Genomic DNA, 26,091 nt, shown 5'->3' on the forward strand with positions numbered 1-26,091 from the left:
GAATTTGCGGCGAATGGACCAACTACGTCTTTTCATTGAGGCCCTGTCAACTTTTACGGTAGCCCACAGCCGCCGACGGATAAAAAGGTACGAGCTCATACGCTTCGTGCGGGTCGCCGTTCCGTACCAACAATTCAAAGAGCCGAAAAACAGCACGGTCCACAGCCGGCACACAGATGCGGCAGGACCGAGCATTTCCCTTTCGGGATCTCGCTGTCGTGATCATCGTAGGAGCACCGTTGAACCGCTGCGGTCGTGGAAAGGTGACACCTTCGTTAACGCGGGGCGTCGAAAAATCAAACCACTGCGACCTGTCCGCTATTGTCGCCAATCACCCGCTGCGGCCTGCCAGTTGGGCGGAATTCAGTGCTCGTCGCGGTCCGCCGCCCCGTGCTCCGGGGCCTCGATCGACAGGTTGGGGACCACGCGTTCCAGCCAGGCCGGCAGCGCCCAGTTGGCAGGGCCAATGAGGTGCATGAGGGCCGGGACGAGCAGGCCGCGGATCACCAGCGCGTCGACGAGGACCGCGAAAGCCAGGCCGAAGCCGAATTCCTTGAGGACACGCTGGTCGCCGATGAGGAAGGAGCCGAAGACCAGGATCATGATCCCGGCCGCCGCGGCGATGATCCGCCCGCTCTTCGCCTGGCCGACGGTCACCGCCCGGTGGTTGCGCCGGACGGCGGCACCGGGACCGCCGCCGCCATTCCCGCCGCCGTCCCCGCGGTGGCGCCATTCCTCCTGCATACGGCTGACCAGATAGACCTCGTAGTCCATGGAGAGTCCGAAGAGCACCGAGAACAGCAGCACCGGGATGAAGGCGTCGACCGGGCCGGTGCCCGTCAGCCCGAGCACCGAACTGCCCCACCCCCAGGTGAACACCGCGTTGAGCGCGCCGAGCGCCGCGCCGACGGACAGCAGGTTCATCACCGCGGCCACCAGCGGGATCAGCAGGCTGCGGAAGACCGCCATCAGCAGCAGGAACGCCAGGATCACCACCACCGCGACGAACAGCGGCAGCTTGTCGCTCAGCACCCGGGAGAAGTCGATGTTGGTGGGGGTGACACCGCCGACATGGACGGCCAGGGAGGTCCCGGCTTCCGCGCGGGGGACGAGGTGGTGGCGAAGGGTGGAGACCAGGGTGACGGTCTGCTTCGATCCCGGATCGGTGGTCGGATACAGGATCGCCAGCTCGACCTCGCGGTTCGGCGAGGTCACCGGGGGCGTCACCGACGCCACTCCGGGGGTGCGGGCGGCGGCGGCCAGCAAGCCGGCGAACGCCTTGACGTCGGCCGGCGCCGACACCCGGCCGACGAGTTGGAAGGGCCCGTTGAAACCGGGGCCGAAGCCCTTGGCCAGGGCGGCGAACGCCTGGTGGGTGGTGGACGAGGAGGGGTCGTTGCCCGCGCCGGCGGACCCGAGGCGCAGGCTGACCGTGGGCAGGGCGACCACCACGACCACCGCCAGTGAGGCCGCCGCGACGAAGGCCCGGTGGGCCTCGATCGCCCGCGCCCAGCGCAGCCAGAAGCCGGCGGCGTCGGTGGAGGCCGGGCCGTGGACGGCCAGCGCGGCCCGCTCCCGCCGGGACAGCACCTTCGGGCCGAGGAAGCCGAGCATGGCGGGCAGGAAGGTCAGCGAGGTGGCCATCGTCAGCGCGACGGTGATGGCCGAGGAGGCCGACAGCCCGTAGAGGAAGTTGACGCCGAGCGCGAACTGGCCGAGCAGCGCGATGCACACCGTGATCCCGGCGAACAGCACCGTACGTCCGGAGGTGTTCACCGCCTCGTCGGAGGCGGCCGGATAGGGCGATCCGGCTCTCACCGCGGTGCGGTGCCGGCTGATGATGAACAGGCCGTAGTCCACGCCGACGCCGAGCCCGATGAGGACGGCGAGGTCGGTGGACACGCTCGGGGTGTCCATGGCGTGGGAGAGCAGGCCGATGACCGAGGTCCCGATCACCAGGGCGACGGCGGCGGTCAGCAGCGGCATCAGGGAGGAGAACAGGGCTCCGCCGAAGACGATCAGCAGGATGATCAGGGCGGCCACCACGCCGACCGCGACGGACACACCCGGGCCGGTGCTCTCCTCGTTGGAGATGGACTGCCCGCCGAGCGAGACATGGACATGCGGCCCGTCCGCGGTCTTCGCGGCGTCGATCAGGCGCTTGGCGTCGGCCTTGGTGACCTTCGCGGCCTTCTGCTCCCAGGTCACCCGGGCGAACGCCACCGAGCCGTCGCCGCTGATCTGCGCCGCCGCCTGTCCGCTGTACGGGCTGACCACGGATGCCACCCCCGGGACCGCCGCCACCCTGGCGAGCGCCGCGGTCACCGGTCCCCGGACCGAGGGGGAGCGCACGGTGGCCCCGCCCTCGGCCTGGAAGACGACCTGGTCGCCCTCACCCGACGCCGCGGGGAAATTGTCGGTCAGCAGTCTCACCGCCTGCTGGGAGTCAGTGCTCGGCAGGCTCACGCTCTCGTTGTAGTGGCTGCCGATCGACCGGCTGAGCCCGAGAGTGACCAGCAGCGCCAGCAGCCAGAAGACGACGACTCTCGTGCGGTGCTCGAAGCACCAATGGGCCAGTCGGGTCACCAGGTCTCCTGCCGCGCGCACAAGTGCTGGACGGCAGGAAGGCCTACCCGCTGAGGCCCGGTCGCCCTTACGCCGCCCGGGGCGGGATGTCGCGGTTGAGCCGGAATCTGTTGCGGGGGTCGTAGGCCGCCTTGACCGTCCGCAGCCGTTCGTAGACATCCGGGGCGCAGGCCTGCCGGGTCCTGTCCTCGGTGGCGTCCTCGCCGCGAGTCCGTGCTCGGTGTGGCTTCCACCGGTTGCCGGAACAACGAAAAGGCACTCCCCCCAGGCGGTCCCGCTGGCCCGGGCGGTGATCCGGGACCTGCTCGCCGAGCCGGGACGGGACGAGGCGCTCGACGCCGACACCGCCGAACTGCTCACCGCCGAGGTGGTGACCAACGCCGTCGAGCACACGCCGGGCGGCCCCATCGAGCTCATCGTGGCGCTGCTGGCGCACGGCTGCCAGGTGGAGGTGCACGACCCGGGGCGCGAGGTGCCGGACGGCTTCGCCCGGCTGATCCCGGCCCAGGCGGTGGCGCCGGACGAGGTGCCGGTGGAGGCGCTGGCCGAGGGCGGGCGCGGGCTGCTGCTGATCCGGATGCTGAGCGCGTCGTCGGGATGCCGGCTGACCGGCAGCGGGAAGGCGGTCTGGTTCATCCTGTCCTGAGCCGCGGCCGGCCTGTAGGCCCGGCGAGCCCGGCCGCGGGAAGCGCGGCCGCTCGGCCTCAGCCGAGGGTCGCCACCAGGACCGCTTTGATGGTGTGCATACGGTTCTCCGCCTGGTCGAAGACGACCGACCGCTCGGATTCGAAGACCTCGTCGGAGACCTCCATGAACTCCAGCCCGTGCCGCGCGTGCACCTCCCGGCCGACCGCGGTGCCCAGGTCGTGGAAGGAGGGCAGGCAGTGCAGGAAGGTGGCCCGCGGGTTGCCGGTCGCCCGCATCACCCCGGCGGTGACGGCGTACGGCCTGAGCAGCGCGATCCGCTCGTCCCAGACCTCCTTCGGCTCGCCCATGGACACCCATACGTCGGTGTGCACATGGTCAGCTCCCCGTACCGCTTCGTCGACGTCCTCGGTGAGGGTGATCCGGGCGCCGCTGACCTCGGCCAGCCGGTGGGCCTCGGCGGTCACCCCGTCGTCCGGCCACAGGCTCTCGGGCGCGGCGATCCGGACGTCCATGCCGAGCAGCGCGCCGGTGACCAGCAGCGAGTGGCCCATGTTGGAGCGGGCGTCGCCGAGATAGGCGTAGGAGATCTCGCCGAGCGGCTTGGTGTTGTGCTCGGCCATGGTGAGGACGTCGGCGAGCATCTGGGTGGGGTGCCACTCGTCGGTGAGACCGTTCCAGACCGGCACACCCGCGTGCGCCGCCAGCTCCTCGACGACCTGCTGGCCGTAGCCCCGGTACTGGATGCCGTCGAACATCCGGCCGAGCACCCGGGCGGTGTCCTTGACCGACTCCTTGTGCCCCATCTGCGAGCCGGAGGGGTCGAGATAGGTGGTGGAGGCACCCTGGTCGGCGGCGGCGACCTCGAAGGAGCAGCGGGTGCGGGTGGAGGTCTTCTCGAAGATCAGCGCGATGTTCTTGCCACGCAGCCGGCGCTGCTCGGCACCCGCCTTCTTGGCCGCCTTCAGCTCCGCGGCCAGCTCCACGAGGTGGCGGAACTCCTCCGGGGTGAAGTCCAGCTCCTTGAGGAAGTGCCGGCCCTTGAGGTCGACGGCCATGCGGGGACTCCTAGGTCGGTGCGTCGCTGCCAACACCGGAACTCTATACGATAGTCAGCATTCTTATACAGACCCGTGCTCCGGTGGACCCGTGGTCCGCCTCACACCGCGTCCCGCTCGATCGGGCAGCTCATGCAGCGCGGACCGCCCCGCCCGCGGCCCAGTTCACTGCCCGGGATCTCGATGACCTCGATACCTCGCTTGCGCAGGAAGGTGTTGGTGGTGGCGTTGCGCTCGTAGGCGATCACCACGCCCGGCTCGACGGCCAGGACGTTGCAGCCGTCGTCCCACTGCTCGCGTTCGGCGGCGTGCACGTCCTGGGTGGCGGTGAGCACGGTGATCGAGTCCAGGCCGAGAGCCGCCGCGATGGCCCGGTGCATCTGCTCCGGCGGATGGTCGGTGACCTTCAGCCCGCCCTCGTCCGAGCCGGGTTCGATGGTGTAGGAGGGCAGCATGCCCAGCCCCGCGTACTGGGTGAAGGTGTCGCCGTCGACCATCGTCATCACCGTGTCCAGGTGCATGAAGGTCCGCGTCTTGGGCATGTCCAGAGCCACGATGGTCCGCGCCGAACCCGCCGCGAACAGCCCGCGCGCCAGCATCTCCACCGCCTGCGGGGTGGTGCGCTCGCTCATCCCGATCAGCACCGCGCCCCGGCCGATGACCAGCACGTCGCCGCCCTCGATGGTGGAGGGGTAGGCGACCTGGCCCTCGGACCACACATGGAAACCGCCGTCCGCGAACAGCGGGTGGTGGCGGTAGATCGCCTCGAAGTGCACGGTCTCGCGCTGCCGGGCCGGCCAGCGCATCGCGTTGATGCTCACCCCGTCGTAGACCCAGGCCGAGGTGTCGCGGGTGAACAGGTGGTTGGGCAGCGGGCTGAGCAGGAATTCGTCCAGTCCCATGGCGTGGAAGCGCACCGAGACCGGCTCGGGGAAGCCGTCCAGGAACTCCCGCTTGGTCATGCCGCCGATCAGCGCCTCGGCCAGCTCGGCGACGTCCAGCTTCTCGAAGGCGGCCCGCAGATGGCCGGTGGCCAGCGGGCCGTACTCCTTCTCGTTGAAGACCCGGTCCAGGACGAGCCGCTTCGCCTCGGCCAGCCGCAGCGTCTCGGTCAGCAGATCGCCGAAGAGGTGCACCCGCACACCGCGGTCGCGCAGCACGTCGGCGAACCCGTCGTGTTCGGCGCGGGCCCTGCGGACCCACAGCAGGTCGTCGAAGAGCAGCGCGTCCATATTGGTCGGGGTCAGTCGCTTCAGTTCGAGATCCGGGCGGTGCAGGATGACGCTGCGCAGCCGCCCGGTCTCGGAGTCCACGTGGAATCCCATGGTAGGAGACCCTCCCACGACGGGGGCCGCACGGCACGTTCCGCTGCCCCCGGGATCGGGCCCGCGCGCCTACAACCGCGGGTCGACCGGTTCCGACTCCAGGGCCAGCACCGCGAACACCGCCTCGTGGACCCGCCACAGCGGCTCGCCGGCCGCGAGCCGGTCCAGGGATTCCAGGCCGAGGGCGTACTCCCGCAGCGCGAGGGACCGCTTGTGGCCGAGCGCCCGGTCGCGCAGCCGCTTCAGGTGTTCCGGGCGGGTGTACTCCGGGCCGTAGATGATCCGCAGATACTCCCGGCCGCGGCACTTGACCCCGGGCTGCGCCAGCCGGCCGGCCCCGGTGCGTACGAGCGCGGCCAGCGGTTTGACGACCATGCCCTCGCCGCCGGCCTCGGTCAGCTCCAGCCACCAGCGCACGCCCTCGGCGACGGACGCCTCGTCCCCGGTGTCCACCACGAGCCGGCGGGTGGTGTGCAGCAGGCCGCTGCTGTCGGCCGCGGCGAGGCGGTCGATCAGCTCCAGCTGCCGGTCGTGCGGGAGGGCGGCGAGACTGCGGTCCTGGACGGCGAGCAGCTGGAAGGGTGCCAGCCGCACCCCGTCCAGGCCGTCGGTGGTCCAGCAGTAGCGCCGGTAGGCGTCGGTGAACGCCCCGGCGTCCGCGGCCCGTTCCCGCTGCCGGGCCAGCGTGGCGGACACGTCGGCGCCGCGGGCGGCGGCGGCCTCCAGCGCGGCCAGGGCGGGCGGGAAGGCGGCGCCGGCCGCCGCGCCCACCGCCGCGTACTGTTTGCGCAGCAGGCCGGACGCCTTGAGCGACCAGGGCAGCAGCTCGGCGTCGAGCAGCAGCCAGTCGGTGCCGAGTTCGTCCCACAGCCCGGCTCCGGACACGGCGTCGCGCAGCCGGGCCAGCACCTGCTCGGTGACGGCCGGGTCGTCGAAGAACGGCCGGCCGGTACGGGTGTGCAGGGCGCCGCTCACCCCCGGGACGCCGAAGCGGGCCAGGGCGGCGGCCTCGTCGCGGCACACCAGGGCGACGGCGCGCGAGCCCATGTGCTTCTCCTCGCACACGACCTGGCGTACTCCGTCGTCCCGGAAGGCGGCGAACGCCTCCTCGGGGTGTTCGAGGTAGCCGTCCCTGGTCGAGGTGGCGCACGGCGACATGGTGGGCGGCAGGTAGGCGAGCAGCCGGGGGTCGACGGCGAAGCGGCTCATCACTTCGAGAGCCGCGGCGGCGTTCTCCTCGCGTATCGCGAGCCGTCCCATCGCGCCGGTCTCGACGGTCCGGCGGCCCGCCACGTCGCCGAGGTCCAGTGGGCGGCCGTCCAGGCCGCCGGGGGCCTCGCCGGCCAGCGGCTTGACCGGCTCGTACCAGACGCGCTCGGCGGGCACGTCGACGATCTCGCGCTCCGGCCAGCGCAGCGCGGTCATCCTGCCGCCGAACACCGCGCCGGTGTCGAGACAGATGGTGTTGTTGATCCAGGAGGTGGTGGGGACCGGGGTGTGGCCGTAGACGACGGCGGCGCGCCCTCGGTAGTCCTCGGCCCACGGGTAGCGGACCGGCAGGCCGAACTCGTCGGTCTCGCCGGTGGTGTCGCCGTACAGGGCGTGCGAGCGGACCCGGCCCGAGGTGCGGCCGTGGTACTTCTCCGGCAGCCCGGCGTGGCAGACCACCAGCTTGCCGCCGTCGAGGACGTAGTGGCTGACCAGCCCCTCGATGAACCGCCGCACCCGCTCGCGGAACAGCGGATCGCGCTCGTCCTCCTTCTCCAGCTGCTCGACGGTTTCGGCGAGGCCGTGGGTGTGCTGGACCTGGCGGCCCTTCAGATAGCGGCCCAGCTTGTTCTCGTGGTTGCCCGGCACGCACAGCGCGGTGCCGGCCTCGACCATGCCCATCACCCGGCGCAGCACGCCGGGGCTGTCCGGGCCGCGGTCCACCAGGTCGCCGACGAACACCGCGGTACGGCCCTGCGGGTGCGCGCCGTCCCGGTAGCCGAGTTCGGACAGCAGCGTCTCCAGCTCGGAGGCGCAGCCGTGGACGTCGCCGATGATGTCGAAGGGGCCGGTGAGGTGGGTCAGGTCGTTGTAGCGGCGCTCGGTGACGATCTCGGCGGCGTCGATCTCGGCGGCGCCGCGCAGGATGTGCACCTTGCGGAAGCCCTCGCGTTCCAGGCCCCTCAACGAACGGCGCAGTTCGCGCTGGTGGCGCTGCACGACGTGGCGGGGCAGCGTGGCGCGGTCGGGGCGCCCGGCGTTGCGCGCGACGCAGACCTGCTCGGGCACGTCGAGCACGATGGCGATGGGCAGCACGTCGTACTCGCGGGCCAGGGCGATCAGCTGCTTGCGGCTCTCCGGCTGCACACTGGTGGCGTCCACCACCGTCCGGCGGCCGGCCGCGAGGCGCTTGCCGGCGATGTAGTGCAGGACGTCGAAGGCGTCCGAGGTGGCGCTCTGGTCGTTGGTGTCGTCGCTCACCAGGCCGCGGCAGAAGTCGGAGGAGATCACCTCGGTCGGCTTGAAGTGGCGGGCGGCGAAGGTGGACTTGCCGGAACCGCTGGCGCCGATCAGCACGACCAGGGACAGGTCGGTGACGGCCAGGGCGCGGGGGGCGGCGGCGCCGGTGTGCGCGGTCGGCCCGGTGGACTCGGTCTCGTCGGTCATGCGGCTGCCTCCTTGTTCCTGTCGGGGTGGGCGGTCGGGGTCCGCGCGCCGGGTTCCGGTGCGGCCAGGGTGAAGACGGCCAGCTGGGTGGGCGGGCCGACCTCGGGGTCCTCGGGGCCGACCGGGGCGAAGGTCACCTGGTAGCCGTACCGGCCGGCCACCGCGCCGGCCCAGTCGGCGAACTCGGCCCGGGTCCACTCGAAACGGTGGTCGGCGTGCCGGACGTGCCCGGCGGGCAGGCTCTCCCAGCGCACGTTGTACTCGGCGTTCGGTGTGGTCACGACCACGGTGGCGGGCCGGGCGGCACCGAACACCGCGTACTCCAGGGCGGGCAGCCGCGGCAGGTCCAGATGCTCGATCACCTCGCTCAGCACGGCGGCGTCATAGCCCTTCAGCCGGGTGTCGGTGTAGGCGAGCGAGCCCTGGAGGAGGGTGATCCGGCCGGACTGCCGCTCGCCCATCCGGTCCAGCCGGAGTCGGCGGGCGGCGATGTCCAGTGCCCGGACCGACACGTCCATGCCGACGATCTCGGTGAACCGCGGCTCCTTGAGCAGCGCCGCCACCAACTGGCCCTGCCCGCAGCCCAGGTCGAGCACCCGGCTGGCGCCCGAGGCGCGCAGCGCGGCCAGGATCGCCACGCGGCGCCGCACGGCGAGCGGGGTCGGCGGCTCCTCGGCCTCCTCCGGCGCCTCGGCGGCGACCGCGTTGTCGATCTCCTCGACCTCCACGTCGTCCGCGTCGGCGAGCCGGGCCAGCTCCAGCCGCTCCATCGCCTCCCTGGTCAGCGACCAACGACGCGCCAGATAGCGGCTGGTGATCAGCTTCTGCTCCGGGTGCCGGGGCAGCCAGCCCGCTCCGAAACGCAGCAGCTTGTCCACCTCGTCCGCGGACACCCAGTAGTGCTTGGCGTCGTCCAGCACCGGCAGCAGCACATACAGGTGGCACAGCGCCTCGGACAGCCGCATCTCCCCCTGGAGCGTGAGCGTCACATACCGGGACTCCCCCCACTCCGGGAAGCGCTCGTCCAGCGCCACCGGTCGGGCGCTCACCTGCCAGCCGAGCGGCTCGAACAGCCGGGCCACCAGCGCGGCGCCGCCCCGTGCCGGCAGCGCGGGCACCTCGATCCGCAACGGCATCGGCGCCGCGGCCCGCTCGGGATGGCTGCGGCACTCGCCGCGCATCGCGCTGCCGAACACCGTCCGCAGCGCCACCGCCAGCAGTGACGACGCGGCATACGGCCGGTCGTTCACATACGCCGCCAGCGCCGCGTCGGGCGCCCCGCCCCGGCCCTTCCCCCGCCCGCGCCGCACCAGCGCCGGTGGATCGACCTCCAGCAGCAGCGCGGCCGTGGTGCGCTCGGCGCCCGCCTCGGGGTAGAAGACATGAGCGTCGCCGTAGGAGGTCGAGAAGACCTGCGCCTTGTCCGGGTGCTTGTGCAGCAGGAAGCCGAGGTCCGTTGCCGGACCGGCGGAGTTCGCGCCGGTGGATGCGGTGGTGGATATCGTCAGGAACACCCGAGTGAGTATTCCCTGCCCGACTTCACCCCCGACAACGGTTTTCCCCGGCCGCCCGCCCGGCCGGCTCACCGCCCGCCCGGCTCAACCGCCCCGGGGCCGACGGGTCCGGCTCACCGGCCGCCCGCGCCCTTCGGCTCACCCGCGCAGCGCGGCCGCGATGCCGGCGATCCCGGCCGGTCCGACCCGGCAGCAGCCCCCGATCAACCGCGCCCCGGCGGCCTGCCAGGCCACGGCCAGCTCCGGGTCGAAGGCCGGACTCCCCTCCCAGCGGCGCCCGTCGGCGTCCCACCGCTCACCGCTGTTGGGGTAGACCACCACCGGCTTGCCGGTGGCCTCCGCCGCCAGCCGCACGGCGTGCTCGGCGTCCTCGGGAGCGCAGCAGTTGACGCCCACCGCGACCACCTGGTCCCGGCCCGCCGCCAGCGCGAAGGCCTCCCGCAGCGGCTGGCCGGCCCGGGTGCGGTCCCCGGCGACGGTGTAGGACAGCCACACCGGCACGCCCGTGCCCTCGGCCGCCCGCAGCATCGCCTCGGCCTCGGCCGCGTCCGGCACCGTCTCCAGGGCGAGCACGTCCGGTCCGGCCGCCGCCAGCGTCTCGATCCGGGGGCGGTGGAAACGCTCCAGCTCCCGCACCGACCTGCCGTAGCGGCCGCGGTACTCGCTGCCGTCCGCGAGCATCGCGCCGTACGGTCCGACCGAGGCGGCCACCCGCACCCCTGGTCGCCCCGCCGCCGCCCGCCGGGCCAGCTCGACACTGCGGCGCAGCAGCCCCGACGCCTCCTCCCGCCCGATCCCGCGCCGCGCGAAACCCTCGTACGTCGCCTGGTAGCTGGCGGTGATCAGCACCCGCGCCCCCGCCCGCAGATACGCGGTATGGGCGGCCTGGATCTGCTCCGGGTCGTCGGCGAGCAGCCGGGCGGACCAAAGCGCGTCGGACAGGTCGCACCCCTGGGCGGCGAGCTGGTTGGACAGCCCGCCGTCCAGCACCAGCGTGCCGTCGGCGCCCAGGAACGACCCGGTGGCAGCCGGTCCCGGCGGAGCGCCGGACGGAGGCACCCCGGGCGGGCCGGGCGGAGGCGGAGGCGCGGGTGAACTCATCGCCGGCTCAGCCCACCTGGGACAGCACCTGGGAGGAGATCAGCTCCAGGTGGTCCAGGTCGTACGGGTCGAGGATCTGGAGGTAGAAGCGGGTGGAGCCCTTTTCCGCGTACCGGCCGATCGTGTCGACGACCTGCGCGGGCGATCCCGCCAGCCCGTTGGCCCGCAGCTCCTCGACCTCCCGGCCGATCGCCGCCGCCCGCCGGGCCACCTCCGCGTCGTCCTTGCCGACCGCCGCGACCAGGGCGTTGGAGTAGACCAGGTCGTCCGCATCGCGGCCGGCCGCCCGCGCCGCCTCCCGCACCCGCTCGAACTGCCGGCCGGTGTCCTCCAGCGAGGCGAAGGGCACATTGAACTCGTCGGCGTAGCGGGCCGCCAGCTCCGGCGTGCGCTTGGCGCCCAGCCCCCCGATGATCACCGGGACCTTCGCCTGGGCGGGCTTCGGCAGCGCCGGGCAGTCCTTCAGCTGATAGAACTTCCCGTCGAAGTCGTAGGTCTCGCCCACCGGCGTCTCCCAGAGCCCGGTGACGATCGCCAGCTGCTCCTCGAGCCGGGCGATCTTCTCCTTCGGGAACGGGATGCCGTACGCGGTGTGCTCCGCCTCGAACCACCCCGCGCCGAGCCCCATCTCGATCCGTCCGCCCGACATCAGGTCGACCTGTGCCACCTGGATGGCCAGTACGCCGGGGAGCCGGAAGGTGGCCGCCGTCATCAGGGTGCCCAGCTTGATCCGGCTGGTCTCCCGGGCGAGGCCCGCCAGGGTGATCCACGCGTCCGTGGGCCCCGGCAGCCCGTCGCCCTCCCCCATCCTCAGGAAATGGTCGGAGCGGAAGAAGGCGTCGAAGCCGAGGTCCTCCGACGCCTTGGCGACGGCCAGCAGTGTGTCGTAGCTCGCCCCTTGCTGGGGCTCGGTGAAGATTCGCAGATCCATTGCTCCATCCTGCCCCCACCACGGCGCTGTCCGTCAATCACCGCCTCCGCCGCCGCCCGCCAGCTCACCGACCCGGTCCTTGGCCTCGTCCACCGCGTCCAGCGCCTCGATGCACTGCCAGTAGCCCGCCTCGTCCTCGGCCGCGCAGGTGATGCCCACCAGGGTCAGCCCGATCTCGCCGAGCAGGACGCCCAGCGCCCGCAAGGTGCCGGCCGGATCGCGCACCCCGGTCAGCCGTACCGCCCGCAGCGGTCCCGCGCCCCCGGCCGCGACCACCGGGGCGGGCCCCGCCCTCACCCCCGGCCGTCCACCGTCGTCGCCCAGCAGCCGCCCCACCGCCTCGGTCAGTTCGTACGCCTGCCAGGCCTCCGCGATGACGTGCTCGGGCTGCGGGCTGCCCCTCAGAGCGCGTTCCGCCTCCGCCACCAGTCGTGCCGCGTCCATCGTCCGCACCCTTCGTCGTCCGCGGCGGTCTCCGTGCCGCCGTCTGATGTCACTCAGCGTGACAGACCGGGGACGGCACGGAAGGGGCGAGCCGCGAATCTGTGGACGAGCGGCGCATTGTGGACAACTCGCTCACTCCTGCGAGTGAGCCGATCCGGTCGACCGGGCGGCCGACCGGTCCGGACGGGGAAAGCGCAGCTCATTGCGGTCGATCTTCGCGTCGAGCGCGGTCAGCGGATCGACGCCCAGCGAGGCGCAGAACTGCAGCAGATACGCCAGCACATCCGCCACCTCGTCCCTGACCCGATGGGCGCTGTCGGCGTCCTCCATCACCGCGGCCGCCTGCTCGGGCGTCAACCACTGGAAGATCTCCAGCAGTTCTGACGCCTCGACGCTGAGCGCCGCGGCGAGGTTCTTCGGGGTGTGGAAGGGCGCCCAGTCGCGGGCCGCCGCGAAGTCGACGAGGCGGCGCTGCAGGGCCGCGAGGTCCGGATCCTGTTGTTCGGTCACCCGGACTGGTCTACCCCATCTTCCCGGTCGCCGCCCGCGCCCTCCACCGACTCCTCGGTGCCGGCGCCGAGTTCCACGACTTCACGCGCGTCGACCTGGCCCGCCCCCGATGCCCTCAGCCGGCCGGCGGCCCCGTCCTCACCCGCTTTCACCGCTCCGACCACGCCCCCCTCACCCGCTTGTCTCGGCACCATCCCGGCGGCGAACGTCGTCACGGACAGTCCGCCCACCCCGTCCAGACAGGCCGGGTCCTGCACGGTCCCGAGCAGCCGGATGTGCCCGTGGGCGGCGGCCCGCCCGGCCAGGCGCAGCAGTTCGCGTGCCTGCTGCCGGTCCAGCCCGAGGTCGAGCCCGTCGGCCATCACGGTCAGCACCTGACCGGCCGGAAGCAACTCCGTACTGGTGTCGACATCCAGCACGCCGGGGCCGGTGAGCAGGACCAGCGCCAAGGCGAGGAAGCGGAGTTCGCCGTCGCCGAGGCGGTCGATCGGCACCAGGCCGAGCGGACCCCGGTCCACCGCGGCGATCGTGGCGTCGAGCGCGGGGCCGCGGCCGTCGCCGGCCAGCAGCGCGGGCAGTGTCGTCAGGCCCTCGACGGGCGGGCTGCACACCGCGCGCACCGCGTTCACCAGTGCGGCGTGGCGGGTGACGCATTCGCCCTCGGTCCTGGCGAGCACCGCGGAGAGGTTGTCGCAGGCCATCCGCAACCGGCCGTCGCCGAGCGCCGCCGGGGCACGCATCAGCTCCGGCCGCGGCGCGACCGGGAAGACCCCGCGCAGCGCGACCACCACCTGCTCGGCCGCGGCCAGCACCAGCCGCTGCCCGTCGGTACGGCCCGCGACGCGCAGCGGCAGCAGCGCGGTGGCCAGCAGGTCGTCCGGCAGCGGAGCGCGGGTCACGGCGACCACGCCGGCGGTGTGCCAGGCCGCCTGGACGGTGGGCCGGGACGGGTCGCGCAGCGCGGTCGTAAGCAGTGTCTCGCCGGCGCCGGTGAGGCGTTCGCCGACGATCCGCAAGGTCGGCTCCACTTGCACGGCGACATCGAGCCGCACCGGCCCGACCGGACCGGTGACCGTACAGCCGATGCGGAAGCCGCGGCGGCCCTGCGCGTCGGGCCGGGCGCCCTGGGGGACGCAGGCTGCGGCGCCCCCGCGTACGACGGTGTCGAACACCTCGTGCAGCCCGTCGCCGCAGGCCAGTCGGCCGAGTGCGGCGAGCCCTTCGAGCACACTGGACTTGCCGGTGCCGCTGCCCCCGGTGAGCAGAGTGAGCGGACCGAACCCGAAGGTCGCTCCCCGGTGCGATTTGAAGGCCGACAGCCGGAGTTCGGTGACGACGGGGCGGTGCTGCCTGGTGCTCATGGCGGCGAAGGTAACGACCTGTTGGGGTGCCGAACCGTTCAAGCGGGCCCATCGTCCCTCGAACGAGGGACATCACGCATGATTGAGGTCAACCCGGGAATTCCGGCCAACCATAGGAAACCGGACAGCCGACACTGTCCTGCCCCGCCCGCCCCCGACACCTGTGCACACCCCGCCCCCGACACCTGTGCACACCCCGCCGCCGTCCGCTCCCGGTAGCGTGGCGCGGGTGACCACGACCAGCACCAGCTACGTCGCACTGCTGCGCGGCATCAACGTCGGGCCCAACAACAGGGTGCCCATGCCGAAGCTGCGCGAACTCATCGAGGGCATCGGCGGCGCACGGGTGCGTACCCATCTCCAGAGCGGCAACGCCGTGTTCACCCATGAACGGCGGGACCCACCGCGCCTGGCGGCCGATCTGGAGCAGGCCCTTTCCAGCGAACTGGGCCTGACCATCGCCGTACTGGTCCGCTCCGGGGCCGATCTGCGCCGGGTCGTGGACGCCAACCCTTTCCCCATGGAGAAGGTGAACGGCTCCCGCTTCGTCGTCGTCTTCCTGTCCGGACCGGTCCCGCTCGACCGGCTGGCCGCGATCGACCCGGCGGCGTACGCTCCCGACGAGTTCAGCCCCGGCGAGACGGAGATCTACGCCCACTTCCCCGACTCGATCCGCGACTCCAGGCTCGCCGCCCTCTTCACCGACCGCAAGCTCGGACTGACCGCCTCGTTCCGCAACTGGAACACGGTCACCAAGCTCCTGGCGCTGACCGAGGCGCTCGACCGCGAAACCGCGTAGGCGGCGACCCCCGCCCCGGCCCCACCCCGATCCGGGCCCGGGCACGGCCCGCCGGGCCGTCGACGCGCGCGTCGCCAGTGCCGCCGCGGGACGATCGCCTCGCCGGTCGTCATCCCGGGCGGCGGACCAGGAGTCCGCTCGGCCCCGGACTCCGGATTTCCCCTTCGGCCATGACCGGGTCGAGCGCGGCCAGGTGATCACCGAAGCCCCCTCGCGCCCGCGCCCGCAGCCGGGAGGAGGTCAGGACGGGGCAGTCCGCCGTACGGAGCACGCGGTGACCGGACGCCTCCAGGGCTCTGACCAGGGCGCGGTCCTCACCCACATCGAGGGGCGGGAAGCCGCCGACCGCCCGGTAGGCGCCGGCGGTCAGGCCGAGGTTGGCGCCGTGGATGTGCGGGTGGCGCCAGGCGGAGCCGTCCGTCGGGCGGGTGGCCTCGTAGCCGAGCGTGTGGCTCGCGACGAGGGAGGCAGCCGTGGTCGCGGGCAGGGCGACGGTCCCGACGACGGCCTGCCAGCCCTCGCGGGCCCGGGCGCTGTGGTGCGCCAGCCAGTCGGAGGGGACGACGCTGTCGGCGTCCGTGACGGCGATCCAGGTGGTCGCCGCCGGGGAGGCGAGTTCCCGCAGCGCCCGCTCGACGCCCAGGGCGCGGGCGCGACCCGGGTTGCGGCAGTCCGCCCGTACGACCACGGCCCCCGACCGGCGGGCCACCTCCGCGGTCCGGTCCTGGCAGGAGTCGGCGACGAGCACCGTGACCACCCGCACCGCCGCGAGGTCCGGATGCCGGGCGGCGACAGCCACCGCGTCGAGGGCCGCGGGCAGCAGGACTTCCTCGTCGTGGGCGGGGATCACGACGGCGACGGCCCCGATGTTCACACCAGCCCCTCCCGCTCGGCCGGGCCGGCCGGCAGCCGGCCGTCGGGGAAGGCGCGCGAGTGGACCTGCAGGACGAAGTCGTCCTCACGGTGGTCGGCCAGCAGGCCGAGCCCCGGCACCGCCGCCAGCCTCGCCGCGATGTCGTCACCGGTGAACAGGTGCTCGGGCACCGGGTGGTTCCAGTGCGCGGTCACCAGGGTGCCGCCGGGCTCCAGGGAGGCGACCGCGCGTTCCACCAGCCGGTCCAGCGTCGCGGCCTCGAAGTAGTAGAGCAGCTCGGAGAGCACGATCAGGTCGAAGCCGCCCTCCGGCCACTGGTCCGGCAGGACAAGGCGGCGAACGGTCACTCCGGCGAGTCCGGCGGTGCGCTGCCGGGCGGTCCGCACCGCCGGCTCGACGCGGTCGGCGGCCAGCAGCGAGTCGCAGCGGCCGGCCAGCCGCCGGGTCAGTTCGCCGACCGAGCATCCGGGTTCGAACGCCCTGCGGTAGCGCGGCAGCGGCAGGGCCGCCACCGTGAGGTCGTACTTGCGCCGCTCGTACCAGCGCTCGGCCAGTGCCCAGGGGTCCTCGGCGCGCCGGTACTGCTCCTCGAAGTACGTGTCGGGGGTACTTCGGTCGGCCGCTGCCGCCGGGCGGGGACGGCCCGGGTCGCCCATCGGGTCGGCGCTCGTCATCCGAAGACCACCTCGACGTCGCGGAGATGGTGGGCGATCTCCCCGGGGGGCAGCACCGCGGCGTCCTGCGGGGCGGGCCCGAGCGGCCGGATCTGGCTGGTGAACCGGTCGACGGCGGCGCTCTTGCGTCGCACCACCTCCCGCGGCAGGCGCACGGCCAGCGCGGACGACCAGGGCACGCGGGGATCGTCCGGCTCCGCCCAGTGCCACATCCACACCGGGTACAGCAGGCAGCGGACGGACGCCGCGCCGGACGCGGTGAGCGCCGCCCGGCCGGCGGCCTCGTGGTCGCTGTGGACATCCCCCGTCCACGGTGCCAGGCACATCCGCGCGCCCCGCAGGACAGGAGCGAGGGCCGCGGCCACCATCTCCTCGTGGCGGGCGACCTCCGTGTCGGGCACGGCCAGCCGGACGACCTCCGCCGTGCCCGCCCCGAGTTCGGAAAGCGAGGCGCGGAGTTCGCCCGCCCGGATCCCGGCGAGCTGCCGGGCCGTGACGACCGCGCTGCCGGGGTGGGACCGCTCCCCGTCGGTGACCGACACGACCGTCAGGTCCACACCGGAGCCGGCGAGCAGCGTCATCATGCCGCCGGCGCCGAGTACCTCGTCGTCCGGATGGGCGGCCACCACCACGACGCGGCCGTCGGTGGGGAGCCGCAGCTCCGGCAGCCTGTCCCAGCCGTCCCAGGCCCGCCAGCGGCTCTCGTCGGTGCCGGGGGCCTGGATGGCGTCGGCGGGGACCCGGGGCGCGCGGTCCGCTCCGGGACCGTGCCCCGGTCGCGCGGTCACGACCGCTCCTGGCCGGCGACGAGCGCGCCCAGCTCTGCCAGATTGCGTTCGGCGTGGTGCTGCCGGATGTAGACGGCGAGGTCGGTGGCGGCGCGGGCGTGGCGTTCGTCGTGGCACAGCGGTCCCGCACCGGTGGCACGTCCCACATGGGTCAGGACGTCGGCGCAGACCGACTCCACGAAGGCCCGGACGCGCAGACTCCGCACGCGGGCGGTGCCGCCCTTGTCGAAGGGGTCGTCGTCGATCTCGGCGGCGGCCTGGCGCAGCACGGCCTCGGCGGCGTGCAGTCGCATGTCGACGGCGCCCAGGTGGGCGTCGGTGATGGGATCGGGCCCGCGCCGCGCGGCCGCGCGCAGCAGCTCGCCGCCGACCGCGCGGGCGCCGCCCAGCCAGCAGGCCGCCACGCCGATGCCGCCGTGCTGGAAGCCGGCCCTCGTCACATAGGCGTCGACCCCGCCGACCGGTACGGCCGCCACGTCCTCGAACCCCACATCGGGCGTGTCGCTGCCGGCCATCCCGATCGCCTGCCAGCTGCCCGCGACCGGCCGGTATCCGGTGGCTCCCCCCTCCCCGACCCCGGTGCTGACCGCGAAGAGCCGGCGGCCGTCCCCCGCCCGGGCGGTGACCAGGGCGTGCGTGCAGCTGTGCGCCCCGGAGCAGTAGCGCTTGAGACCGCTGAGCGACCAGCCGTCCTGGGTGCGCACGGCCTTCAGCCCCTCCCCCGGCGGCTCGGCGGCCCATACCCCCCACAACTGCCCGACCGCGGGCTCCGGTCCGCCGAGCTCGGCCAGGATCGCGACCGCGTCCACATGGCCCTCCACCAGACGCGCCGCGCTCAGGTCCTCGGCCGCGACCGAGGCCAGGGCAGCGAAACGCTCCGCGGTCCGGCCCGATCCGGGGAGCGGACTCTCCGCGCCGCCGGACCACAGCTCGGCGACGTGGTCATGGAAGCGGGCGGCGGCCTCCCGCCGGGCCCGCCGGGCGGAAAAGCCCTCCGGCTCCCCGTCCGACGCCCCCTGCGCGACCGGAAATGCTTCCTGCTGGTCTGTTGCGCTGTACATGCGTCGTGCTCCTTGCCCGCGACCGCCCGATACACGCCACCACCTTGACCCGGCACGACGGCGCACGCATCCGGATGCCCCGTCGGCGCGGGCGCACACATCGGACGAACAGGTACTCGACGTCATCGACCCGTCGGTCCGCGGGCATTTCCCGCGCCGACGGGGCCCGCGGATCGGACATGACGCGACTCCGGTCGGTTCGTCCTACCAACTGACTGCGCTTAGCATCGGCGGGGCCCGCACGGCAGGTCCGGAGGCATGCGATGAACGGCGAAGACGGGGCGACCGGCTCGCTCCTCGTGACGGTCTTCGGCTTCCCCGGAGTCCGGCTGCTGGATGTGGCCGGTCCGATCGGGGTGTTCACCTCGGCGAACGAATTCGGCGGCCGCTACCGACTGATCCTGGTGTCGGCCGACGGCAACGAGGTCTGCGTTTCCCCGCCGTCCGGGCGGCCGGCTACGTCCGGCAGCGGGCGCTGCGGCTGCACGCCGCCGATCCGGTCCAGGCGCAGTTCTTCGGCGCGCCGGCCGTGGCGCTCCTGACAGTGGGCGCCGGGGCGCTGGAACTCGGCCGGCGGGTGATCGATGCGCGGGCGGCGCTGGAGGTGGACTGGACGCTGTGGTCGCTCGGCACCGCGCTCGGTCTGGCCACGGCCCGCGCGGTGCCGTATCTGATGGTGACCCGGCACCGCTTCGCCCCCGACGCGGCGTTCGGCGGCTGGCTGATGCCGGTGGTGCCGCCGCTGGTCTCGGCTTCGACGGGCGCGCTGCTCGTCCCGCACACGCCGGCCGGGCAGCCGCCGCTGGCTCTGCTGCTGGGTTGCAACGCGATGTTCGGGCTCGGCCTGCTGGCCGTACTGCTGGTGCCGGCCATGGTCTACAGCCGTCTGGTGCACCATGACGCGCCCACCGGTGCGTCGGTGCCCACGGTGTGGATCGGCCTGGGGGCGCTGGGCCAGGCCGTGACGGGCCTGGGTGCGCTGGCCGCGGTGGTGCCGGACGCGCTGCCCGATCCGTACGGGCAGGGCGCGGCGGTCCGTCACCGCCACCGGGGCGCTGGCGGCCCGTACCGGCTCCCTGGTGTTCGTCTGGGCCGCCGCCGCCCGACGGGCACCACGAACGCCCGTCGGGAGAACTGTCCTCGGCGTCGACCCGGTCGTCGATCCGGTTGCCGATCCGGTCAGGAAGCCTCGATCGCCTTCTTGATCCGCTCGCCGAACGCGGGTGCGTCCTTGCGGGCCGCGCCGAGGGCGAAGCTCACCAGCAGCTTGCCGATGCCGTGCCCCTCCAGCACGTTGAACAGCCGTACCCGTGTCGTCCCGTCCGAGATCGCGTCCAGGTCGTAACCGCCCTCGGAGGACGTCACCGAGTTCTTCGACGTCTCCGTCCAGCGGATCTTCCGCGGCACTTCCAGCTCGGTGATCCGGATCTCGCGCTGCGAGGTCATCCCCGCGTCCTTCACCGTGCTCCGGAACACCGTGCCGATCACGGTGGCCCCGGCCGGCTCCTTGTCGATCCGCTGCACCCGGGGGCTGAACTTCGGGTCGTTCGTACCCTGTGCCAGATACGCGAAGACCTCCTCGATGGGCCGGTCGATCTCGGTGACTGCTTCGAACTGTCCACTCATGGCTGATCGTTCCTTGATTCCGGGAGGCCGGACGCCTGCGGCACCGGCCTGGGCCGGGACCGGTGGCGCTGACAGCCTCCATGGTTACGGACGCCCCCGGTGCGGGTGGCGTGTCACATCACGCTGACCTCGGACCCGTCCGAGGACGGTGCGGCGGTCCCGGCCGGGCGGGTGCGGGGCCGCAGATCGAGAAGGTACGGCTTACCGAATTCCGGCAGGAGCGCGACCCGCCGGAGAGGGCCCCCGGAGTTTGTCAGCGAACGGTCCTGGCCGCCTGCTCGATGAGGTCGGTGACGATCTTCGGGTCGGTCACCTGTGCGGCGTGCGGGGTATTGGCCTCGACGGTGTGGGCGTGCGCGCGGGCGGCCATGAACCGTTCGGCCGCCGGGGGGATCAGGTGGTCGTCCTTGGAGACGAGGTACCAGGACGGGATGGTCTTCCAGGCCGGCGCGCCGGACGGCTCGCCCAGGGCCTGGGAGTCGATGGGGCTCTGGGTGGCCGCCAGTTCGGCGGCGGCCTTGTCGTCCAGGCGGCCGCTGAGGAAGAGGTCGCGGTACTGGTCCGCCTTGGCGTAGAGGTCGACGCCGCCGGTCCCGCCGGGCAGGGTGTACGGCACGGCGTCGAGGGCGGTCGGGATCTGGGCGTCGGGGTCGTCGGAGATGTGACTGCCGGGGAACTTCGTGGCCAGTCCGACGGCGCTCTCCCCCGTGTCCGGCGCGAAGGCGGAGATGTACACCAGTGCCTTGACACTGGTGTCGCCCGTGGCGGCGTCGGTGATGACGGACCCGCCGTACGACTGGCCGACCAGCACGATCGGGCCCTGGACGGTCTTCAGGTAGGAAGCCAGGTACGCCGAGTCGCCGGCCAGGCCGCGCAGGGCCGTGGGGGGCGCGGTGACCGGGTAGCCCTCGGCCTGGAGGCGCTTGATCACACCGCTCCAGCTGGCCGAGTCGGACCACGCGCCGTTGACGAGGACGACGGTCGGCTTCGGGGCCGAAGAGGTGTGGTGCGAGGGCGCGGCGGACGCGAGGGTCGCCACACCGGCGGCGAGGGCGACGGCGGTCGTGCCGACCAGCGAGATACGGAAGATGCGGCGGTTGAGCACGGGACTCTCCTGGTGTGAGCGGGGCGTTGCGCGCCGAACGGCTTGCCGGCGCGCGGTCGCCCTGGCGAGAACGTCTAAGTGGATAGAACGTTCTATGCAGAAGATAGACCTGCCTCGACCCCGGCAACAGATGGGGGGTGGGTGACCCACGTCACGCGGCCGGGCGGCCGGAGGGCCTCGCCCCGCACCGCCGCCGGCTCCTGCCGCCGTCAGCCCCGCGCGATGAGCAGGCCCGTCCCGTGCTCCAGGGTGCGGGCGGCCGTCTCCGCGTCGCTGAGGTAGCCCGCCACCATCGCTCCGTCCCGCAGGGCGAACATCGTGTCGGCCGACTGCCCGGGACGCGTGGCGCCGATCGCCCGGAAGGCGTCCTCCAGCATCTGGCGGAACCACGCGCGATGGGTCAGCACGGCCTGGTGCACCGGGCTCTGCGGATCCGGGTATTCCGCGGCGGCGTTGATGAAAGGACAGCCGCGGAACCCCGGACCGCACACGTCCTGCCCGATGGCCCGGGCGACACCCTGGAGCAGCGCGGCCCCGCCGCCCGTCGCCGCGGCCGCGGAATCCACCTGAGCCCGGATATTCAGGTCGGTGGCCTCCAGATAGCCCCGCACCAGGTCGTCCTTGCCCTCGAAATGGCGGTAGAAAGTTCCCCGCGCCACATCCGCCTCGGCCATCACGCGGTCGACGCCGACCGCACGGATTCCCTCCGTGTAGAACAGCCTGCTCGCCGTGGCTAGCAGACGCGCCCGCGCCGCCGACGGCCGCCTGGTCCCCGCCGCGGCGCTTCCCGTCCTGTTCTCGGTCATATGACGAAGTATACGGACCGTTCTTTCCAGGTGATATGACCCCGACCGCGTCCTCATCCCTCCCTTTCGGGCCCTTTCCCTTCACGTGCCACGGGGCGGAGCAGGCTCAACACGACGGCGAGGGCCAGGACCACGACGATCACCGCCAGGCTCACCAGCGAGGGGATCTCCGGAATGCTCTTGCTGATCAGCTTGTGGCAGGCCTGCAGGATCAGCTTGACGCCGATGAAGGCGAGAATGAGCGCGAGTCCCTTGCTCAGATAGTGGAACCGGTCCAGCAGACCCGCGAGGAGGAAGTACAGCGCGCGCAGGCCGAGGATGGCGAACGCGTTGCTGGTGTAGACGATGAAGGCGTTGTCGCTGACCGCGAGGACGGCCGGCACGCTGTCCACGGCGAAGACCAGGTCGGCGGCCTCGATCGCGACGACGACCGCGAGCAGCGGAGTGGCGACACGCCGGCCGGCCTCCTTGAGGAAGAACTTCGTCCCCGCGTACTCGTCCCGGACCGGGACGACCTTGCGCAGCAGTCGCACCGCGAGGCTCCGGCCCGGGTCGAAGCTCTCCTCGTCGCCCGTGAGGATCTTGTAGGTGCTGTAGAAGAGGATCGCCGCGAAGACGAAAAGCACCGCCGTGAAGCGGTTGACCACGGCCACGCCGGCGGCCAGGAAGATCCCGCGGAACAGCAGGGCGCCCAGGACCCCGAAGAAGAGCACACGGTGCTGATAGGCGCGCGGCACTTTGAAATAGGCGAAGATCAGCGCGAAGACGAACAGATTGTCGACGGACAGGCTCTTCTCCAGCAGCCACGCGGTGGTGTAGTCGACCCCGGCGGTCGAGCCGAGGACGGCGAAGACGACCGCGCCGAAGCCGAGGGCGAGACCGACCCACGCCGCACTCCACACCGCGGCTTCCCTGAACCCGATGACATGGGCGTCCCGGTGGGCCACCAGGTCCACCGCCAGCGACACCAGCACGAGGACGACGAACACCGCCCACAGCCAGAACGGGACATCGGCCACCTGGCAGCCCCTCACGCCGGCAGTAGCGGGACAGTGGTGAGAAATGGAAACACCTTCCCGAACGAGTCTCGACCAGCGCCCCGTGCTTGTCGCCCGCAAAGAGGTGACAGGCCGATGCCGTATGCGCGGAACAGGGGGAGGGAGGACACAGCTTTCGCCTGAATGGCGGCGGCCCTTTCCCGTCACCGTCAATGAGGCGTCAGAGCGGGGTCGCGGCGCGTATCGACGGCGTCAGGAATGGATTCCTCGCCGGGAGCCGGCGTTTCCCTGGAGGTGAGTCGGAGGCAGCGGGGTCCTTCCGAGCGGGCACGCGAAAGGAAGCGGAGCGGCATGGCGGAGTACGGGCGGGTCGTCGTCGGGATCAGCGGATCGTTGCGCGGCCTGACCGCCCTGCATCGGGCCGTCGCCGAGGCCCGGCACCGGGACAGCGAACTGGTCGGCGTGATGACCTGGACACCGCCCGGTGGTGAGGTGGCTTCCCGGCGGAACAGCTGGCCGCCGCTGCTGGAGGCACTGGAGAACGCGGCATGCGAGCGTCTGGAGCAGTCGTTCCGGGATGCCTTCGGCGGCTGTCCGAGCGGGGTGCGATGCCGGCTGACCGTCGTACGGGGCGGACCCGGACCGGTCCTCGCCCGGATCGCGCGGGAACCGGAGGATCTGCTGGTGATCGGTACCGGCAGGCGAGGGAGTCTGCTGCGGCTGTTCCACGGTGACGTCAGCCGCTACTGCCTGGCGCATGCGCGGTGTCCCGTACTGGCCGTCCCGCCGTCCGAGCTCCTGCACGATGTCGGCCGCGCCGCGCGCGTCCTCGACGAGCTGCCGCCGACGCGCTGACGGCCGCCGACGCGAAACGCCCGGCCGGGAGATCCCGGCCGGGCGTCTTCCGGTCAAGCCGCCGGTGCGTCAGATCGTCGGTGTCTCATCGACGACCTCCTGGTGCGGTTCGACGATGAACCTCCAGCCGTCGCTGGGCTCCAGGAACCGCACCCGGGTCGGGTAGATGTCCAGGGCGCGCCGGTCACGGTTCTGGCCGGCCGCGCTCTTCCGCCCCCGGATCGGCTCCTCGAACAGATCGACCTTGACCTCCGGTACCGCGACGACTTCCTCGTTCCAGCGCTGGACGATCCCCGCGCCGAACGCGTCCCGCGCGGCGGCGTAGAGCGCCTCCAGGGATTCCTTGTTCCCGCCGGGAACGAAGAGGGCGAGGTTCAGCAGGACACCGGCGCTCTGGAGGACCTCTATCTCCTCCCCCGCCGGGTCGGCCGCCCAGACCCCGGGCTCTTCGGCATTGTCCGGGAGAAGTTGGATTTCGTCGCCGAATATCGTCCTCGCGGTGAAGGACCCTCCCTCAAAATTCTTGCCCGGCTTCGTAAGGCTGGCCGGGGCGTAGCAGTCGAGAGGAAGGCCTTCGGTCTGTGCGGAGACGAAGATGCCGTCCTGGCGACCCAACTCTGAAACTTCATCGGCCGTAAGACGTCGAGCCGTGACCTTCTCGGTATTCACGCCATTCCCCTTTTTCGCGGCGTCCCATGAATTAATCATGACTCTATCACGACAGCGCCCAACTCAGCCCCGTTCCAGGTGTGTTCACAAGGGGAGTCCACCGACCCCGGCAGTGCGGCCGATACACGGTCCGGCGCATTACCAACGGTGCAAACCAATATGCCCATTCTCGCCGAGTCCGCTCCCGGGATCCACGGCGGAGGAATTCAAGGCTGTTCCGGCGCGCGACGACGCGCCCGACCGATACCTCGGATCAGGCGTGCTTCGCGGCCGGCGTCAGGATCGCCACGCACTCCACATGGTGGGTGAAAGGGAAGAGGTCGAACGCGCGCAGGGTGACGGGGCGGTAGCCCTCTTCGGCGAACCAGGCGAGGTCGCGGGCCAGGGCGGCCGGGTCGCAGGCGACGTAGGCGATGCGGCGGGGGGCGAGGGAGGCCAGATGGCGGACGGTGGGGTGGCCGGCGCCGGAGCGGGGCGGGTCGAGGACGATCAGGTCGACCTCGCTGATGCCGGTGCGGGGCAGCACCTGCTCGACCTTGCCCTCCTCGATGCGCACCCGCTCCAGGTCCTGGAGGTTGTGCCGGGCGTCCTCGACCGCGCGCTTGCCGGATTCGATGCCGAGCACGGCGCCGCGTTCACCGACCCGTTCGGCCAGGGCGCCGGCGAACAGGCCGACCCCGCAGTACAGATCGAGGGCCATGTCGCCCTTGCGCGGCATCAGGCCCTGCATCACCGCTTCGACCAGCAGGTCGGGGGCCTTCGGGTGGACCTGCCAGAAGCCGCCCTCACCGACCCGCCAGGTGCGGCCGACGGCGCGCTCGCGCACGAAGGGACGGCCGTGGACGCGGTGCACGGCCTGGTCGCGCTCGCCGATCCGCTGCACCGAGACCGGCCGGTCCAGCTCCACGATCGGCAGCCGCCCGCCCGGGCTCGGGGTGAGGATGACCTGCCGGTCGTGCGAGCCGGTGGCGGCGATGGCCTCCACCGAGGCGATCTGCGGCCACGCGCGGGCCTCGACGCCGAGCTCCTCGACCTCGGGCGACGCGATCAGGCAGTGGTCGATCACCTCGACCTCGTGCGAGCGGTGTCGGCGCAGTCCGGCCCGGCCCTCGGCGTCCACCGCGTACTGCACCCGGGTGCGCCAGGCGGGCACCTCGCCCTTGGCGACCTTGTCCCCGGGCGCGGGTGCGACGGTGCCGTCCCAGCCGGCCTGCTGCGGGGTGAGCCCGGCCAGCCGGGCCAGTTGCTCGGCGATCACCGCGGCCTTCAGGCGGCGCTGGGCGCCCGGACCGGCGTGCTGCCAGTCGCAGCCGCCGCAGCGCCCCGGGCCGGAGTACGGGCAGGGCGCCGCCACCCGGTCCTTGGACGCGGTCAGCACCCGTACGGCGTCGGCCCGCAGGAAGCGGGCACCCTCCTCGCCCTCGGTGACCCGGGCCACCACCCGCTCGCCGGGCAGCGCGTGCCGGACGAAGAGCACCTGGCCGGCTTCGGTGCGGGCCACGCAGTGGCCGCCGTGTGCCACCGGGCCGACCTCGACCTCGTACTCGCGGCCGACGAGCGAGGCGGCGGATTCGGTCTGCATACGGGGCTGCTCCTGGGCTGGTGACGGGATGCGCGCGGACACGACGGTCCGGCGGCGCCAGCCGACCAGTCTACGTCCCCGGGCCGACCCCGTTCTCCGGCTGCGGGGCCCCGCCACCCGCCGC

Annotated in this window: 25 protein-coding genes and 1 pseudogene; 5 read left to right on the top strand and 21 right to left on the bottom strand. The window is 72.5% G+C overall.

Translation table 11 applies throughout. The features are described from left to right. Positions 1 to 363: 363 nt before the first annotated feature. Positions 364 to 2,586, bottom strand: coding sequence for an MMPL family transporter (locus ACFO3J_RS26245; protein ID WP_386434029.1), 2,223 nt, complete (start codon positions 2,584 to 2,586; stop codon positions 364 to 366). Between the two features lie 67 nt (positions 2,587 to 2,653). Then, a complete protein-coding gene (locus ACFO3J_RS26250) occupies positions 2,654 to 2,845 on the bottom strand; it encodes a BBE domain-containing protein (protein WP_386434032.1) in 192 nt (63 codons plus the stop codon). On the opposite strand from ACFO3J_RS26250, the gene ACFO3J_RS26255 reads away from it, so the two are divergent. Beyond that, positions 2,807 to 3,232: an ATP-binding protein gene (locus ACFO3J_RS26255; protein ID WP_386434035.1), complete on the top strand. Its 426-nt coding sequence runs from the start codon at positions 2,807 to 2,809 to the stop codon at positions 3,230 to 3,232. The genes ACFO3J_RS26250 and ACFO3J_RS26255 overlap by 39 nt on opposite strands. A gap of 58 nt (positions 3,233 to 3,290) precedes the next feature. Here ACFO3J_RS26255 and argF read toward each other — a convergent pair whose 3' ends face one another. From argF to ACFO3J_RS26300, 9 genes are all read right to left on the bottom strand, one after another. Beyond that, positions 3,291 to 4,289, bottom strand: a complete 999-nt coding sequence (gene argF, locus ACFO3J_RS26260) for an ornithine carbamoyltransferase (protein WP_386434038.1) — start codon at positions 4,287 to 4,289, stop codon at positions 3,291 to 3,293. A gap of 101 nt (positions 4,290 to 4,390) precedes the next feature. Continuing rightward, complete coding sequence (locus tag ACFO3J_RS26265) at positions 4,391 to 5,614, bottom strand: arginine deiminase (protein WP_386434041.1); 1,224 nt, start codon at positions 5,612 to 5,614, stop codon at positions 4,391 to 4,393. Between the two features lie 69 nt (positions 5,615 to 5,683). Continuing rightward, positions 5,684 to 8,269 carry a polynucleotide kinase-phosphatase gene (locus tag ACFO3J_RS26270; protein ID WP_386434044.1) on the bottom strand — a complete coding sequence of 862 codons (2,586 nt, stop codon included), beginning with the start codon at positions 8,267 to 8,269 and terminating at the stop codon, positions 5,684 to 5,686. Beyond that, complete coding sequence (locus ACFO3J_RS26275; protein WP_386434047.1) at positions 8,266 to 9,783, bottom strand: 3' terminal RNA ribose 2'-O-methyltransferase Hen1; 1,518 nt, start codon at positions 9,781 to 9,783, stop codon at positions 8,266 to 8,268. The genes ACFO3J_RS26270 and ACFO3J_RS26275 overlap by 4 nt, the downstream gene beginning before the upstream one ends. Positions 9,784 to 9,921: 138 nt before the next feature. Further along, entirely contained in the window at positions 9,922 to 10,884 is a 963-nt protein-coding gene (mmuM, locus tag ACFO3J_RS26280) for a homocysteine S-methyltransferase (protein ID WP_386434050.1), read from the bottom strand. A 7-nt stretch (positions 10,885 to 10,891) separates the two neighbouring features. Next, complete coding sequence (locus tag ACFO3J_RS26285; RefSeq protein ID WP_386434053.1) at positions 10,892 to 11,815, bottom strand: LLM class F420-dependent oxidoreductase; 924 nt, start codon at positions 11,813 to 11,815, stop codon at positions 10,892 to 10,894. 33 nt (positions 11,816 to 11,848) lie between these two features. Continuing rightward, positions 11,849 to 12,259 carry a DUF6099 family protein gene (locus tag ACFO3J_RS26290; protein ID WP_386434056.1) on the bottom strand — a complete coding sequence of 137 codons (411 nt, stop codon included), beginning with the start codon at positions 12,257 to 12,259 and terminating at the stop codon, positions 11,849 to 11,851. A gap of 132 nt (positions 12,260 to 12,391) precedes the next feature. Next, positions 12,392 to 12,769, bottom strand: a complete 378-nt coding sequence (locus tag ACFO3J_RS26295; protein ID WP_386434059.1) for a nucleotide pyrophosphohydrolase — start codon at positions 12,767 to 12,769, stop codon at positions 12,392 to 12,394. Beyond that, positions 12,766 to 14,130 (bottom strand): AAA family ATPase, encoded by a 1,365-nt coding sequence (locus ACFO3J_RS26300; RefSeq protein ID WP_386434062.1) that lies wholly within the window; start codon positions 14,128 to 14,130, stop codon positions 12,766 to 12,768. The genes ACFO3J_RS26295 and ACFO3J_RS26300 overlap by 4 nt, the downstream gene beginning before the upstream one ends. Before the next feature lie 229 nt (positions 14,131 to 14,359). On the opposite strand from ACFO3J_RS26300, the gene ACFO3J_RS26305 reads away from it, so the two are divergent. Further along, positions 14,360 to 14,929, top strand: coding sequence for a DUF1697 domain-containing protein (locus tag ACFO3J_RS26305; protein WP_386434065.1), 570 nt, complete (start codon positions 14,360 to 14,362; stop codon positions 14,927 to 14,929). A gap of 109 nt (positions 14,930 to 15,038) precedes the next feature. On the opposite strand, the gene ACFO3J_RS26310 is transcribed toward ACFO3J_RS26305, so the two are convergent. Genes ACFO3J_RS26310 through ACFO3J_RS26325 form a run of 4 tightly spaced genes read right to left on the bottom strand, consistent with a single transcriptional unit; the run spans position 15,039 to position 18,326 of the window. Continuing rightward, entirely contained in the window at positions 15,039 to 15,803 is a 765-nt protein-coding gene (locus tag ACFO3J_RS26310; protein WP_386434068.1) for a glycosyltransferase, read from the bottom strand. Next, a complete protein-coding gene (locus ACFO3J_RS26315; protein WP_386434513.1) occupies positions 15,800 to 16,459 on the bottom strand; it encodes a class I SAM-dependent methyltransferase in 660 nt (219 codons plus the stop codon). The genes ACFO3J_RS26310 and ACFO3J_RS26315 overlap by 4 nt, the downstream gene beginning before the upstream one ends. Before the next feature lie 14 nt (positions 16,460 to 16,473). Then, positions 16,474 to 17,265 (bottom strand): PIG-L deacetylase family protein, encoded by a 792-nt coding sequence (locus ACFO3J_RS26320; protein WP_386434071.1) that lies wholly within the window; start codon positions 17,263 to 17,265, stop codon positions 16,474 to 16,476. Continuing rightward, a complete protein-coding gene (locus ACFO3J_RS26325; RefSeq protein WP_386434074.1) occupies positions 17,262 to 18,326 on the bottom strand; it encodes an acyl-CoA dehydrogenase in 1,065 nt (354 codons plus the stop codon). Before ACFO3J_RS26325 ends, ACFO3J_RS26320 begins: the two co-directional genes overlap by 4 nt. 263 nt (positions 18,327 to 18,589) lie before the next feature. Between ACFO3J_RS26325 and ACFO3J_RS26330 the strand changes: the two genes are divergently transcribed. Together ACFO3J_RS26330 and ACFO3J_RS26335 are read left to right on the top strand one after the other, a co-directional pair. Next, complete coding sequence (locus ACFO3J_RS26330; protein ID WP_386434531.1) at positions 18,590 to 18,868, top strand: hypothetical protein; 279 nt, start codon at positions 18,590 to 18,592, stop codon at positions 18,866 to 18,868. Further along, a pseudogene (locus ACFO3J_RS26335) lies at positions 18,808 to 19,287 on the top strand (SLAC1 family transporter); the annotation flags it as partial. The gene ACFO3J_RS26330 and the pseudogene ACFO3J_RS26335, both read left to right, overlap by 61 nt. Positions 19,288 to 19,505: 218 nt before the next feature. Here ACFO3J_RS26335 and ACFO3J_RS26340 read toward each other — a convergent pair. The 4 genes from ACFO3J_RS26340 to ACFO3J_RS26355 all read right to left on the bottom strand — a co-directional run bounded on the left by ACFO3J_RS26340 (position 19,506) and on the right by ACFO3J_RS26355 (position 22,882). Continuing rightward, positions 19,506 to 19,952: an SRPBCC family protein gene (locus tag ACFO3J_RS26340; protein WP_386434076.1), complete on the bottom strand. Its 447-nt coding sequence runs from the start codon at positions 19,950 to 19,952 to the stop codon at positions 19,506 to 19,508. A 253-nt stretch (positions 19,953 to 20,205) separates the two neighbouring features. Next, positions 20,206 to 21,057, bottom strand: a complete 852-nt coding sequence (locus ACFO3J_RS26345; protein ID WP_386434079.1) for an alpha/beta fold hydrolase — start codon at positions 21,055 to 21,057, stop codon at positions 20,206 to 20,208. Between the two features lie 209 nt (positions 21,058 to 21,266). After that, the gene (locus ACFO3J_RS26350) at positions 21,267 to 21,863 is read right to left on the bottom strand and encodes a TetR/AcrR family transcriptional regulator (RefSeq protein ID WP_386434082.1); all 597 of its coding nucleotides are present in this window, start codon (positions 21,861 to 21,863) and stop codon (positions 21,267 to 21,269) included. 53 nt (positions 21,864 to 21,916) lie between these two features. Then, a complete protein-coding gene (locus ACFO3J_RS26355) occupies positions 21,917 to 22,882 on the bottom strand; it encodes a TerC/Alx family metal homeostasis membrane protein (RefSeq protein ID WP_386434085.1) in 966 nt (321 codons plus the stop codon). 330 nt (positions 22,883 to 23,212) lie between these two features. Here ACFO3J_RS26355 and ACFO3J_RS26360 point away from each other — a divergent pair, with 330 nt between their 5' ends. Next, complete coding sequence (locus ACFO3J_RS26360; protein ID WP_386434088.1) at positions 23,213 to 23,716, top strand: universal stress protein; 504 nt, start codon at positions 23,213 to 23,215, stop codon at positions 23,714 to 23,716. 69 nt (positions 23,717 to 23,785) lie between these two features. Here the strand turns inward: ACFO3J_RS26360 and ACFO3J_RS26365 are convergent, their stop codons facing one another. Both ACFO3J_RS26365 and ACFO3J_RS26370 read right to left on the bottom strand, forming a co-directional pair. After that, positions 23,786 to 24,385, bottom strand: a complete 600-nt coding sequence (locus ACFO3J_RS26365; RefSeq protein WP_386434516.1) for a hypothetical protein — start codon at positions 24,383 to 24,385, stop codon at positions 23,786 to 23,788. 253 nt (positions 24,386 to 24,638) lie between these two features. Next, a complete protein-coding gene (locus tag ACFO3J_RS26370) occupies positions 24,639 to 25,967 on the bottom strand; it encodes a class I SAM-dependent RNA methyltransferase (RefSeq protein ID WP_386434091.1) in 1,329 nt (442 codons plus the stop codon). Positions 25,968 to 26,091 lie beyond the last annotated feature (124 nt).

The organism is Streptomyces polygonati, assembly GCF_042650325.1.
Lineage (GTDB): Bacteria > Actinomycetota > Actinomycetes > Streptomycetales > Streptomycetaceae > Actinacidiphila > Actinacidiphila polygonati.

Coding starts and splice junctions, on each gene's coding strand:
- argF (WP_386434038.1), bottom strand. CDS start 4,289: ATGGCCGTCGACCTCAAGGGCCGGCACTTCCTCAAGGAGCTGGACTTC.
- ACFO3J_RS26265 (WP_386434041.1), bottom strand. CDS start 5,614: ATGGGATTCCACGTGGACTCCGAGACCGGGCGGCTGCGCAGCGTCATC.
- ACFO3J_RS26270 (WP_386434044.1), bottom strand. CDS start 8,269: ATGACCGACGAGACCGAGTCCACCGGGCCGACCGCGCACACCGGCGCC.
- mmuM (WP_386434050.1), bottom strand. CDS start 10,884: ATGAGTTCACCCGCGCCTCCGCCTCCGCCCGGCCCGCCCGGGGTGCCT.
- ACFO3J_RS26285 (WP_386434053.1), bottom strand. CDS start 11,815: ATGGATCTGCGAATCTTCACCGAGCCCCAGCAAGGGGCGAGCTACGAC.
- ACFO3J_RS26290 (WP_386434056.1), bottom strand. CDS start 12,259: ATGGACGCGGCACGACTGGTGGCGGAGGCGGAACGCGCTCTGAGGGGC.
- ACFO3J_RS26300 (WP_386434062.1), bottom strand. CDS start 14,130: ATGAGCACCAGGCAGCACCGCCCCGTCGTCACCGAACTCCGGCTGTCG.
- ACFO3J_RS26315 (WP_386434513.1), bottom strand. CDS start 16,459: ATGGGCGACCCGGGCCGTCCCCGCCCGGCGGCAGCGGCCGACCGAAGT.
- ACFO3J_RS26325 (WP_386434074.1), bottom strand. CDS start 18,326: ATGTACAGCGCAACAGACCAGCAGGAAGCATTTCCGGTCGCGCAGGGG.
- ACFO3J_RS26330 (WP_386434531.1), top strand. CDS start 18,590: ATGAACGGCGAAGACGGGGCGACCGGCTCGCTCCTCGTGACGGTCTTC.
- ACFO3J_RS26340 (WP_386434076.1), bottom strand. CDS start 19,952: ATGAGTGGACAGTTCGAAGCAGTCACCGAGATCGACCGGCCCATCGAG.
- ACFO3J_RS26350 (WP_386434082.1), bottom strand. CDS start 21,863: ATGACCGAGAACAGGACGGGAAGCGCCGCGGCGGGGACCAGGCGGCCG.
- ACFO3J_RS26360 (WP_386434088.1), top strand. CDS start 23,213: ATGGCGGAGTACGGGCGGGTCGTCGTCGGGATCAGCGGATCGTTGCGC.
- ACFO3J_RS26370 (WP_386434091.1), bottom strand. CDS start 25,967: ATGCAGACCGAATCCGCCGCCTCGCTCGTCGGCCGCGAGTACGAGGTC.